Origin of the sequence: Pedobacter aquatilis (genome assembly GCF_032678425.1) — a bacterium.
GTDB lineage: Bacteria > Bacteroidota > Bacteroidia > Sphingobacteriales > Sphingobacteriaceae > Pedobacter > Pedobacter aquatilis_B.
The window spans coordinates 303,291-316,812 of record NZ_JAVTSG010000004.1; the positions used below are offsets into that span (position 1 = coordinate 303,291).

Genomic DNA, 13,522 nt, shown 5'->3' on the forward strand with positions numbered 1-13,522 from the left:
TAGGTTTTAGCAATAAACATTTAATTGTTAAAGCCTCTTAAACATATCGAGCATGAAACCTTTTTTAGATGAAGATTTTCTTTTAGAAACCAAAACAGCAAAAACGCTATATCACGAGTATTCTAAAGCTTTACCAATAATTGATTACCATAACCATTTAATACCAGAGCAAATTGCAAATAATGTTCAGTTTGAGAATATGAGCCAGGTTTGGCTTGCTGGCGACCATTACAAATGGCGGGCTATGCGGGCAAATGGGGTGGATGAAAAATTTATTACCGGCTCGGGTTCTGATTTTGAAAAATTCGAGAAATGGGCTGAAACCGTTCCGTACACTTTAAGAAACCCATTATATCATTGGACACATTTAGAACTTCAACGCTATTTTGGCATTAATGATTTACTAACAGGTAAAACGGCTCAGAAGATTTATGATGAATGTTCAGCTAAACTACAAACCCCAGAATATTCTGTTCGTGGTTTGCTAGCGAAAATGAATGTTGAAGCCGTTTGTACAACTGATGATCCTTTAGATAGTTTAAGCTTTCATCAACAGTTGGCAAATGAAGGTGCAAAACTTAAAATGTTGCCGGCATTTCGCCCGGACAAGGCAATGAACAGCGATGATGTATCAGGCTTAAATGAATACATTGACAAATTGGAAAAAGTTGTAGATAAAAATATCAGCACATTCCAAAATTATATTGACGCTTTAAAAAGCCGTCACGATTATTTCAATGAAAATGGTTGTTCGGTTTCCGATCATGGCCTAGAACAAATTTATGCCGAAGATTATACTGATTTAGAAATTTCATCAATTTTTGAGAAAATTAGGAGTAAGCAAAATATCTCTTACCAGGAAAACCTGAAATTCAAATCAGCTATGCTGGTTTATTTTGCCGAGTGGGATCATGAAAAAGGTTGGGTTCAGCAATATCATTTAGGCGCTTTAAGAAACAACAATGCCAGAATGTTAAGCAAACTTGGCCCGGATACAGGTTGGGATTCGATTGGCGATTTTAGTCAGGCGAGGATGCTATCTAAGTTTTTAAACCGATTAGATACGCAAGATAAATTGGCCAAAACGATTATTTATAATTTAAATCCGGCCGACAATGAACTAATCGCAACGATGATTGGTAATTTTAATGATGGTTCTATTGCTGGTAAAGTTCAGTTTGGTTCTGCATGGTGGTTTTTAGACCAAAAAGATGGCATGATAAAACAACTTAATGCATTATCAAACATGGGGCTTTTAAGTCGTTTAGTTGGTATGTTAACCGATTCTAGAAGCTTTCTTTCCTTCCCTCGTCACGAATATTTCAGAAGAATAGTTTGTAACCTTTTCGGAACTGATGTTGAGAACGGAGAATTACCTAATGACATTGAGTGGATTGGCAAGATAGTGCAGGATATTTCGTATTTTAACGCAAAAAATTACTTTAAATTTTAACCAAAAACCGGCTTTTTTAAGGAAAATGAACCGATTCAAATCGTTTCAATCGTTTTCCTTAAATTTTCAATACAACCATTCAAATTGCTTGATTTACGCCGATTAAATACAAAAATGAGTAACCCGATATCATCCTCAGTAAAAAAAGGAGAAAAAGTTTTAAGTTTTGGCGAACTGCTTTTGCGCATTTGCCCCGATATGGATGGACAATGGCTTCAAGAAAATAAGCTGCCCTTTTATATTGGTGGTGCCGAGCTTAATGTTGCCACAGCACTTGCGTTATGGAATGTGCCTTCTGCATATTTATCGGCTGTGCCAAAAAATTCGGTTACTGATGAGATTGTTGATTACCTGAATACCAAAAATATAGACACTACGCCAATGGTTTATCATGGTGAAAGATTGGGTTTATATTATTTGCCAAAAGGTAAAGATTTAAAAAATGCAGGCGTAATTTACGACAGGGCAAATTCTGCGTATGCAATGTTAAAAACTGGTCAAATTAATTGGGACGAAGTTTTTGATGGAATTACTTGGTTTCATTTCAGTGCAATTTGCCCGGCTATTAATCAAGATATTGCTAATGTTTGCCTTGAAGCGTTAAAAGTTGCTCAATCAAAAAGCATCATAATCTCTTTAGATTTAAACTATCGTGCAAAACTTTGGAAATACGGTAAAGAACCAATTGAGATTTTGCCACAACTTGCCAAATATTGTACGTTAATTATGGGCAATGTTTGGGCTGCAAATAAGATGTTGGGTACAAATTTACATGATGATTTAAAGCCAACTGATGGTTATGAGAAGGAAACACTTTTGCAACAGGCTGTTGATACATCAAAACAAATTATAAAAGAATTCCCGGCTTGTAAAGCAGTTGCAAACACTTTTAGGTTTGATAATGGAAAAGGCATAAAATATTATACAGCAATTTACACTGAGGATGAACTTACAGTTTCAGCAGAATATGTTTCTGATGAAATTTTAGACAAAGTTGGTAGTGGAGATTGCTTTATGGGCGGTTTGATTTATGGTTTTTACAATAACCTGAGCACACAGCAAATATTAGATTTTGCAACCGCAGCGGCATACGATAAATTATACATTCCGAGCGATGCAACAACAAGTACGGTAACCGACATAGAAAAAAGAATTATACAAAATGATAAGCAACAAGCATAAAATTTTAGATGCCATTTTAGAACAGGGCATGTTACCCCTTTTTTATCAGGATAGCGAAGCTGGAAGTGTAGAAATTTTGCGTACGTTATATAACGCAGGCGTTCGTGTTTTCGAATATACAAATCGTGGTAAATCGGCATTGCCAAATTTTAAAAAGCTAAAGGAAATCCGCGATGCAGAAATGCCTGATTTATATTTAGGAATTGGTACGATTAAAACTCCTGCCGATGCAAATGCATTTATCGAAGCCGGAACAGATTTTATTGTTGCACCGATTGTTAATCCTGCCGTTGCAGAAATAGCCAATAAAATTGGAATGCTTTGGATTCCGGGTTGTATGACACCAACTGAAATCAGCGTTGCACAAGAACATAAAGCAATGTTGATTAAAATTTTCCCGGCTAATATTCTTGGTCCAGAGTTTATTTCCTCTATAAAAGATTTATTTGCCGGACAACTTTTTATGCCAACAGGCGGCGTAGAAATTAATTTAGAAAACCTGAAAACCTGGTTTAAATCTGGCGTTTGTGCCGTTGGAATGGGCAGCAAATTAATTAGTAAAGATGTTATGAGCAAAGGTCTTTACGATGATTTATTCGAAAACACAAAATTAGCGCTTGATTTGATTAAAGAAAGCAAATAAACAAAAACATACCTAACCAAAATGAACCAAGCAGTTAAAGGAAATTACAGATGGACGATTTGTGCGCTTTTATTTGTCGCAACTACCATTAATTATTTAGACAGACAAGTGCTGTCGCTTACATGGAAAGATTATTTTGTTCCGGAATTTCACTGGACTGATAGCGACTACGGTACAATTACCGCACTTTTCTCTCTATTCTATGCGATTTCTATGCTGATTGCTGGGCGATTTGTAGATTGGATGGACACGAAAAAGGGCTTCCTGTGGGCAATTGGAATTTGGTCGGTTGGTGCTTGTATTCATGCATTTTGCGGTATTGCAACATCTGGCTTAATTACTGGCGATTGGGCTTTAAGTTTTTCAGGCGCAAAAGAATCACTTTCAACGGTTGGTAACACGAGTTTAATTTTATCTACAAGTTTATCATTATTTATTTTTGCCCGTTTTGTACTTGCACTAGGCGAAGCTGGAAATTTCCCAGCGGCAATTAAAGCGACTGCAGAATATTTCCCTAAAAAAGATAGGGCTTTTTCTACGAGTATTTTTAATGCTGGCGCAACCGTTGGTGCTTTAGCAGCTCCAGTAACCATTCCATATATTGCCGAGGCTTATGGATGGGAAATGTCTTTCATCATCATTGGCGCTTTGGGTTTTATTTGGATGTTTTTCTGGATACTGCTTTATGGAAAACCAGAAACTCACAAACGCGTAAGCAAAGAAGAGCTTGCTTACATTCAACAAGATATTGTAGAACACGAACAACTTTCAGAAGCAGTTACAGCTGCATCACCAGTTAAAAAATTATCATTTTCAGATTGTCTTAAATTTAAACAAACCTGGGCTTTTGCTTTCGGTAAATTTATGACTGATGGCGTTTGGTGGTTTTATTTATTCTGGTCGCCGGCTTATTTAAAAGATATTTATAAAATGAGTGGAACTGAAAGTGCATTTCCACTATTCATCTTGTACGTTATTACCTTATTATCAATCATTGGCGGTTGGTTGCCATCATACTTTGTAACCAAGAAAAATATGAACCCATATGACGGAAGAATGAGAGCAATGTTAATTTTTGCATTCTTTCCGCTATTGGCTTTGCTTGCTCAACCTTTAGGGCAATATGGGTATTGGTTGCCAGTAATTATTATCGGTATCGCAGGTGCAGCGCATCAAGCTTGGTCGGCTAATATTTTTTCAACCGTTGGCGATATGTTTCCTAAACAAGCCATAGCAACTGTAACCGGAATTGGTGGAATGGCAGGTGGTTTAGGCTCATTTTTCATAAACAAAGGTTCGGGTGTATTATTCACTTTTGCTGGCGATACACAAATGAGTTTCATGGGATTTCAAGGTAAAGAAGCAGGATATTTTATTGTATTCTCGTTTTGCGCAGTTGCGTATCTTATCGGTTGGGTTGTAATGAAAAGCCTTGTTCCAAAATACAAACTAGTAGAACTGTAACAATCTAGTTTTCAAGAACATCATCCTTTAAAAAAGCTGAATAAATACTAAATAAGTGAACTAAATAACGAATCTATACTTAAACTATAGATTTACAGAATTATAAACCTAACAATTAAACCAAATTGAGCACAAACTTAAACCTCGAAAGTATTTTCGTCGATGAAAGCCAGATTCCGGAAGAATTTAGGCTTCATGAGGAAATAGAGCAGAAAGAGTTTCTCTCTAATGGAGAAATGAAAACCTGGAACGGGCCATTTAATGAAGTTTTTTCGCCAGTATGCGTTAAAACACCTGATGGCTTGAAGCGCAAACGAATTGGGAGTTTCCCGGTTTGTACCGAAAAGGAATCTACCGAAGCACTTGACGCAGCAGTTGCAGCTTATGATAACGGTCGCGGACAATGGCCAACCATGAGTGTTGCCGACCGCATTAGCTGCGTAGAAAACTTTACTCATAAAATGATTGAGCAAAAGGAAATCGTAGCAAAGCTGATTATGTGGGAAATCGGTAAATCATATGCCGATTCTATTAAAGAATTTGACCGAACTGTAGAATATATTTATGCAACAATTGATGCATTAAAAGATATCGACAGACAATCTTCTCGTTTCGAACAAGAACAAGGAATTATTGCCCAGGTGCGTCGTTCGCCTCTAGGTGTTGTGTTGTGTATGGGCCCGTTTAATTATCCATTGAACGAAACTTTTACAACCTTAATCCCGGCATTGATAATGGGCAACACGCTCCTTTTTAAACCACCTAAACATGGTACTTTATTACATTATCCACTGCTTGAGGCTTTCCGTTCGAGTTTCCCTAAAGGTGTTGTAAACACAATTTACGGACGAGGAAACACAATTGTTCCGGGTTTAATGAAATCTGGAAAAGTGAATGTGTTAACGCTAATTGGTTCGAGTAAGGTTGCAAATGAATTGAAAAAACTACATCCGAAAGTAAACAGATTAAGAGCAATTTTAGGCTTAGATGCTAAAAATGCAGCCGTTATTACTAAAGATGCAGATTTAGATTTAGCCGTTTCAGAAACGGTTTTAGGTTCATTATCTTTCAACGGACAGCGTTGTACGGCAATTAAAATCGTTTATGTACACCGCAGTTTGGCGCAAGAATTTTTAAAGCGTTTATCATCAGAAGTGGAAAAACTAAAATTTGGTATGCCTTGGGAAAAAGGAGTTGCTTTAACGCCACTTCCTGAGCTAAACAAGCCAGAATATTTAAAGGAATGCATTGATGATGCTGTGAAAAATGGAGCCAAAGTGGTTAACAAAAACGGCGGACAAACGTTGGAAACTTTTGTTTATCCAGCGATTGTATATCCGGTTAACAGCAACATGAAATTGTATCGCGAAGAGCAATTTGGCCCGGTAATTCCTGTTGTTCCTTTTGATGATTTGGAAGAACCAATTGAATATTTAATTGGCTCGCCACATGGGCAACAAGTTAGTATTTTCAGTAATAATGCCGCTGTAATTTCTTCACTTATCGATCCGCTGGTCAATCAGGTAAGTCGAGTAAATGTGAATTGCCAATGCCAACGCGGACCAGATGTTTTCCCTTTTACAGGAAGAAAAGACAGTGCCGAAGGAACACTTTCGGTTGTTGATGCGCTGCGTTCGTTTTCAATTCGTTCATTAGTAGCAACAAAACTTACCGATAATAATAAGAAGTTATTGAATGAGATTGTTAGCGGTGATGATTCTAATTTTTTAAGTACGAAGTATATTTTTTAGAATATTTTTATTGTTAAGCCGCTCGTCATTGCGAGGCACGAAGTAATCTATAGCTTAGAGATTGCTTCGTGCCTCGCAATGACAATTTTTTTATTTCAATCTCTTAACCAAATTTAATTTCAGTTCCTTAATCCCATCAACTACCAAACCTGCAATTTCTTTTGCTCCAGTCGGGCTTAAATGTGTATCATCTTTCTTTCCTGCAGGATAATTAACATGACCAGAATCAACATAGTTAAATAATTGAATTGATGGTTTATCTCCGAGTTTATTAAGTAATTTTTCAGTTTTAACCAACATATCAATTAAAGGGACTTTAAGCGAATCGGCAACTTTTCGGGTAACATCAGGATAATTCCCATGCGTATCAACCAATTTCCCATCCTTAAAACTTCGTCTGGAAATTGGTGTTAGCAAAACCGGGATTGCTTTTTTGGCTCTTGTTTGTAAAACATAGTTGATAAGATTTAACTTAAACTCAACAAGTGATGTTCCAGTAGCCGGCTTATCCACTTTTTCATCATTGTGACCAAATTCGATAAATACATAATCGCCGGGCTGAAGTCTATCTACAATTGGCTGCCATTGCTTTTCATTCAAGAAGGATTTGGTACTTCTTCCATTTAAAGCTCTGTTATCTACAAAAACCGATTCTTTAAAAAAAGATTGAAGTTTCATGCCCCATCCCGTTTCAGGATAAGCTTTTGCCTGTTTATTTGCTGCAGTTGAATCGCCAATTATGTAAATTGTAGTTTGCGTTTGAAACTTAAAAGACGTCAGCAGAACCAGACTAATCAAAACCAGGCTTAAAGATTTTATCTTTTTATTTTGTAGGATTCCAGCCATCATTTCCTTTTAAAATATTTTGAACTGTATATGGTTTTGCTTCTTTTTTTGTTAATTGTTTGGACCAACTTACCCTTTGATTCACCGCAGAACCCTCACCAGTATTAGCATATTCTGCGTAAAATGCAGTTTTTTCTTTTTCAGGAAACATTGCATCACCTTTCCATGAATTCCATCCATCAATAGCAATATGTTTACCTAAATCACAAAATAGAAATACAGTTTTCGCGTAGGGTCGCCAAGGTCTGCCAAGATAAGCTTTCGTGACATTCGCTTCAGCAATCAACTTACAATGTAAAAACACAAATCCAAATGTTTGAGCTTTTAATGTTGATGCTGCAGTTATGAAAGAATTGGTTAAATTCTTAATCGTGCAGTTTTCGAAAACTACAGTAGCCGAGCCAAAAATAAAATCGGTTGTACCTTCGATGTAGCAATTAGAATAATATTGCCGGCTATTATCAGTCGCCAAATAAAGGGTATCCTGGTTGCCTAAAAAACTGCAATTTATTGCTGAAAATCTATCGCCCTCGACATGTAAAGCAACTGCTTGCCCAACTCTGCCCGCCGTATTTGCAATCGTTAAATTTTGAAACACGACATCATTGGCCAATACCTGTACGGTGAAAGATGTAAATGTAGAATACTTATTGTTTCCGAACTCGTCTTTACCAGCCTCAACTGTTTTACCAGAATAATCATTATTGCTGATGATGGTATTTCCCTTGCTTTCTCCGATTAAAAGGATTTTTGTTTTCCACGATGGAATCACGAGCTTTTCGTTATAAGTTCCGTTTTTGACAAAGATTTCGACTACTTGTTCTCCTAAATCCCGGATAGAATTTACAGCTTCCTGAATGGTTTTATAATTACCATTTCCACTTTTATCTACGGTAATTTTAGAAGGATATGTTTTTTGTGCTGATAAATTGCTTGCCGAAATCAGAAGAAAAAATAAGGCTATAAATCTAATTTTTATCAATTTCATTTTATTAAGAACTTGCTTTTGAAAATACACATTATAAATTTATTTAACCGAAAAAAGGGCTAATGAAATAGCCCTTTTTTCGGTTAAATTGTTTGGTTAATATTTTTAGTAACCATATAATTGTCCGCCCAACTTTGGGTTAGCGTCAATTACAGATTGAGGCAATGGTAATAATTCGCTTTTATTTGGTGTAAATGCAACGGCATAATAAGCCAATAACGTACTATTAATAGTTGTTGGATTAACCCATGCAACATTTGCCGAACCCGTAGGAGCAGTTGTTGGCGATGGCGAATAAAATGAATTAAGCCATACAACCGTTGCTTGATTTGGCGTATAATACATGGTTGCAGGCAAACTTGCATAAGGTGCTGATTTTGCTGCCATCAATGCTAAATTTGCTTTGGTTTCGGCAATTTTTGAAGCCAGCATATTCCATCTGATCAAATCATATTTACGGATACCCTCACCACCAAATTCAAACTGACGTTCTCTAACAATTGCATTGAAAAAGCCAGTGTAATCAGATGGTGTTGTTCCAATTAAAGATGCTGTGCCACCAAAACCACGTACTCTTACTTGCTCAAAAGCAGCTTTTGCGGCCGCAGTTGGACCAGCGCTTAATTCGTTATCAGCTTCTGCAAACATCAACAATACATCAGAAAAACGAATAACCGGCCAATTAACACCAAAATATTGTGATGCACTTGTTAATACAGATGGTGTTTGCCAATCTCTTCTAAACTTACCATCTAGCATGGTAACCATCGAACGTGGACGTAACGTTAACTCTAAATTATTGTCGTAAGGTGCACACGTAACATCTCTACGTTTATCATTAGCATCAAAAGCATAAAAATAAGTTGGCAAAATAGTTAATGCAGCGTTGCCCAAAGCAGTTGTTCCGGGAGTTGCAACCGTAAACTGACGAGGACCATTGTAGTAACCCAATTTGCTATCGCCAACGCCTGAACTTCCACCCGTCATACCTACTTCCCAAAGTACTTCGCCATTCGGCTCAAACCTATGTGCATTAACACCATCTTTAAATACAGATTGAAAACTTGCATTTAATTTATGGTCGGCTCTTGCCATAATAATTGTGCACTCATCTTTAGCAATTTGATAGAAGGTTTTGTAATCGGCATTACGTTTCATAGTCCTATCGCTGCGCAGTGCATAACCTCCTCTGAACAAGGCATAACGAGCTCGCAAAGCTCTAATCGCCCCCTGGCTTAATCTATCACTCGTTACCGATGATTCTGTACGCCAAGGCACTAAAGGTGCAGCAACAGCAAGATCACGAATAATTCGGTTGTAAATGGTATCTCTATCAGTTCTACCATTGTATGGATCTGATACATTAATTGATGAGGTAAACTGGGCAGGAACATCGCCCCAGTTTCTTACAATTTCAAAATAAAACTGTGCTCTTAAGGCCAAAGCCTCACCATAAAGTCTTTTTAATTCTTTCTGATCAGATGCGCTACCATTATTATAAGCATCCATTTTTGGAATATTATCGATGCAAATATTTGCCCGTTCAATTCCTGTATATAATTGATTAAACGGCCCAGCAAGTTGTGTATTTGCAGGCTGAACGTTAAAGTGTGCAATATCTCTGCGTTCATTATCAGGATAAGGCGTACCACCCTGCCCCATCATTTCATCGTTATCGTATGGATAATACATGCTTAAACGTATACCATAACCTTGGTCGCCGCCTAATGCAGAATATGCACCAAGAACAGCCTTTTGGGCGTTAGTTACACTGCTAAAAACATAATCATTTCCGAAAGAAGAAATCGGTTCTACCTCTAAAAATTTTTTACAAGAAGAAACCGTGAAAAGTGTTGTGGTGATAAAAATCCCACCTATAATTAATTTTAAATTCGTTTTCATTTTGCTCAGTTTAAAGCGTAAAGTTTATACCAAAAATAAATGCTCTGCTGCGTGGATATGCTGAGTAATCTACACCAGGAGTTGTACCGTTTGAACGTCGAGTATTTACCTCTGGGTCGTAACCAGAATAGTTTGTGATTACTGCAAGGTTATTCACCGTTGCGTAAAAACGCATTCTGTTGATTTTGATTTTCTTTAATAAATCACTTGGCATTGTATAACCCAACGTGATATTGTTAATTCTCAAGAAAGAGCCATCCTCAACCGCATAAGAATTTACGAAGAAAGAACTATTACTGGTTAAAGGGCTCCAAAGTGTAGCATTTGCATTAAGTGCAGCCAGTTCGGTAGGGTCGGTAACCACCACACCTTGGTCGTTAACATTTCGCCATCTGCCATTCATTGTTGCCAACAGGTTACTGTTTGGCGTATAACCGCTTGTAAATTCTAATTTGTTCGCATTTAAAATATCATTACCAACCTGGAAGTTTACGAACACATTCAAATCCCAGTTTTTGTAGGTAAATGATTGATTAAAACCACCAGTGTATTTCGGATTTGCATCACCAATAATAGTTCTATCGTTCGTGATATCAACAATTCCATCACCATTTAAATCTTTAAACTTGATTACACCAGGTTTTGGTGTTAATGACGTAACACTTGAATTATTCGGTACGCCAGGTTTCAAAGTATAAACACCATTGGCATAGTTAAAATCTTCGATTTTATAGAAACCATCATTTACTAAGCCGTACATTTTACCAACTGCTTGTCCAACGGCAACTTGGTAATCTGCCGGAACGTTTGTACCTGCCCAGCCAGAATTTATTAAGAAAGATTTTTGGATATAACCAAGACTTTCAACTCTGTTTTTGTTAAACGAAATATTGAAATTGGTAGACCATGAGAAATTTTTGGTTTGGATAGGTGTTCCATTAATTTGAAACTCGATACCTTTGTTGCTTGTAGAACCAATGTTTTGAAGTTGAAAAGCATAACCACTAGTAGATGGGAATGGATTATTAACCAGTAAACCTTTGGTTTTGTTGCTGTAAACATCAAGTGAGAATTGTAACCTATTGTTTAAAAAACCAGCATCTAAACCAATATTTCTAGAAACTGTAGTTTCCCATTTTAAATTTGGATTTGCAAGTTCTGGCGCAACCAATGCTGTAACCAAAGTATTATTGATATCGTAAAAAGCTGTAGGTCTGAATTGAGTGGTATATAAGAAATCGGCAATTCTATTATTTCCTGCCTCGCCATAACTCACTCTAAACTTTAAATCATTCATGCGAATTGCAGTTTTAAAGTTTTCCATAAATTTTTCATCAGAGATTCTCCAAGCCAATGAACCTGAAGGGAAATAGCCCCATTTATTACCTTCAGCAAATTTTGAAGAACCATCGGCTCTCATGCTTAAGGTTAATAGATATTTTTTATCGAATGAGTAATTCAATCTACTGAAAACAGAAAACAATCTTGCAGTTAAATCGCTAGATGTTGCTGCACCAGCTGGAGTTGTACCCAAAGCCATATTTGATAAAGCACGTTCGGCAGTTATCCCGATAGGAAACAATCTATTTTCAGTAAAATAGGCTTGCACTTTATCTTGGTAAAGTTCCTGTCCAATTAATGCATCAATGCTGTGGTGCTTGCTAAATTCAGATTTTGACCCAGAGTTTGTATAGGAAATTACATTTGAATTATTGATGGTTTGCCTGTTCGATGTTCCAATAGAAGCAATTGGTTGTGATGATCCAACAAGTCTGGATTCGTTGGTAATAATATCATTAAAAATATTTGTGCGGTTATTACTAAAATCTACACCTAAAGTACTTTTGAATGATAAACCTTTATAGATTGTATAGTTAAAGTAGCTGTTAAAATTGGTAACGTTGGTAAAAACTTTCTTATATTCTGCATCATTTAACAAAAGTGGGTTTACCAATGAAAGGCTGTTTCCATTTGTTTCACTGGCATAGTCCGGGTCATAAGCGTAAACATCTTGCCCTTTAACCAAGAGCGGCCTGTATTTTACAGCCTGGCGTAATCTGTTAAGTGAAGAAGATCCCTCGCTGCTTGTCCCAGCGCCATTTACAACAGTATTATTATATCTTACATTAAAACCAACTTTAAGCTTATTATTAAACTTATGGTCGAATTTGAAGTTGATTAACTTTCTATCGAAATCTGAAGCAAGCATTACACCATCTTCGGTGTTAGAAGTTACACTTAAATTAAATGTTGATTTTGCATCACCACCAGTTACTGCAACATTATGTGTTTGCATTAAAGCATTTCTGCCAAATAGTTCATCTTGCCAATCAACAAAAGGTGTGTTTCTAAAACTTTCCAAATCGGCAAAAGTTCCATAATAACCAGCATACAAACTTTCGCTTGTTGCATTCCCACGACTTGCTTCATATTGATATTTAACAAAATCGTAAGGATTCATCACTTCAAGCTTATTGGCCAATTGTCTGATACCAGCCAAACCGTTGTAAGTTATGGTCGTTTTCATTTCTCTTCCACCTTTAGTGGTAATTAAAACCACACCATTTGCACCACGAGAACCATAAATAGCTGTCGCTGAAGCATCTTTCAAAACGTCGATACTTTCAATATCCTGCGGAGATAAAACAGACAATGCGTTTTCTACCTGAATTCCATCAACAACGTACAAAGGTGTATTGTCTTGCGTAATCGAGCCACCGCCACGTATTCTGATTTGTGCACTAGCATTTGGTGTACCTTCAGAAACTGTAATTTGAACACCAGCCAATCGACCTGCAATTGATTCGGCAAGGGAATTATTCGGAATATCCTTTAATTGTTTTGCACCAACAGATGAAACCGAACCGGTTAAATCTCTGCGATTTACAGTTGCATAACCAATCGCAACAACTTCATCAAGTTCAGTAGAATTCGATTCGAGGCTTACCTGTAAAGTATTTTGACTGCCTACAGTTATTTCTTTGCTTTTATAACCGATGTAATTAAATACCAAAACCGCTCCTTGCGTTACGGCGATTGAAAATTTTCCATTATTATCGGTTTGCGTACCAGTTTTTGTGCCTTTAATTAAAACACTTACACCCGGAATAGTTTCGCCTCCTGCTTCTGTAACTGTGCCCGTAACCAATTTGGTTTGACCGAGTGCAGCACTGAAACAAAAAGCAAATACACTAAAAAAGAGTAAAATTCTGCTCATAATTGTTAGTTGTTTGATATTTGGTTTTATTGATTGCGCAATTGCTTGCTTATAGAATATTATTTCTAGTTACAGG

9 protein-coding genes are annotated in these 13,522 nt (G+C 36.8%); 5 read left to right on the top strand and 4 right to left on the bottom strand.

All coding sequences use genetic code 11. The features are described from left to right. Positions 1 to 52: 52 nt before the first annotated feature. From uxaC to R2Q16_RS14785, 5 genes are all read left to right on the top strand, one after another. Positions 53 to 1,453: a glucuronate isomerase gene (uxaC, locus tag R2Q16_RS14765; protein WP_316738011.1), complete on the top strand. Its 1,401-nt coding sequence runs from the start codon at positions 53 to 55 to the stop codon at positions 1,451 to 1,453. Positions 1,454 to 1,567: 114 nt separating this feature from the next. Then, the gene (locus R2Q16_RS14770) at positions 1,568 to 2,635 is read left to right on the top strand and encodes a sugar kinase (protein ID WP_316738012.1); all 1,068 of its coding nucleotides are present in this window, start codon (positions 1,568 to 1,570) and stop codon (positions 2,633 to 2,635) included. Then, positions 2,616 to 3,278 (top strand): bifunctional 4-hydroxy-2-oxoglutarate aldolase/2-dehydro-3-deoxy-phosphogluconate aldolase, encoded by a 663-nt coding sequence (locus R2Q16_RS14775; protein WP_316738013.1) that lies wholly within the window; start codon positions 2,616 to 2,618, stop codon positions 3,276 to 3,278. Before R2Q16_RS14770 ends, R2Q16_RS14775 begins: the two co-directional genes overlap by 20 nt. Before the next feature lie 21 nt (positions 3,279 to 3,299). After that, positions 3,300 to 4,742, top strand: a complete 1,443-nt coding sequence (locus tag R2Q16_RS14780; protein ID WP_316738014.1) for an MFS transporter — start codon at positions 3,300 to 3,302, stop codon at positions 4,740 to 4,742. Between the two features lie 125 nt (positions 4,743 to 4,867). Then, on the top strand, positions 4,868 to 6,493 hold the full coding sequence (locus tag R2Q16_RS14785; RefSeq protein WP_316738015.1) for an NADP-dependent glyceraldehyde-3-phosphate dehydrogenase: 1,626 nt from the start codon (positions 4,868 to 4,870) through the stop codon (positions 6,491 to 6,493). A gap of 90 nt (positions 6,494 to 6,583) precedes the next feature. Here R2Q16_RS14785 and R2Q16_RS14790 read toward each other — a convergent pair whose 3' ends face one another. The 4 genes from R2Q16_RS14790 to R2Q16_RS14805 all read right to left on the bottom strand — a co-directional run bounded on the left by R2Q16_RS14790 (position 6,584) and on the right by R2Q16_RS14805 (position 13,446). Then, positions 6,584 to 7,339 carry a rhamnogalacturonan acetylesterase gene (locus R2Q16_RS14790; RefSeq protein WP_316738016.1) on the bottom strand — a complete coding sequence of 252 codons (756 nt, stop codon included), beginning with the start codon at positions 7,337 to 7,339 and terminating at the stop codon, positions 6,584 to 6,586. Continuing rightward, complete coding sequence (locus tag R2Q16_RS14795; RefSeq protein ID WP_316738017.1) at positions 7,317 to 8,327, bottom strand: pectinesterase family protein; 1,011 nt, start codon at positions 8,325 to 8,327, stop codon at positions 7,317 to 7,319. The genes R2Q16_RS14790 and R2Q16_RS14795 overlap by 23 nt, the downstream gene beginning before the upstream one ends. A gap of 105 nt (positions 8,328 to 8,432) precedes the next feature. Next, a complete protein-coding gene (locus tag R2Q16_RS14800; protein ID WP_316738018.1) occupies positions 8,433 to 10,229 on the bottom strand; it encodes a RagB/SusD family nutrient uptake outer membrane protein in 1,797 nt (598 codons plus the stop codon). Positions 10,230 to 10,239: 10 nt separating this feature from the next. Beyond that, positions 10,240 to 13,446, bottom strand: a complete 3,207-nt coding sequence (locus R2Q16_RS14805) for a TonB-dependent receptor (RefSeq protein ID WP_316738019.1) — start codon at positions 13,444 to 13,446, stop codon at positions 10,240 to 10,242. Positions 13,447 to 13,522 lie beyond the last annotated feature (76 nt).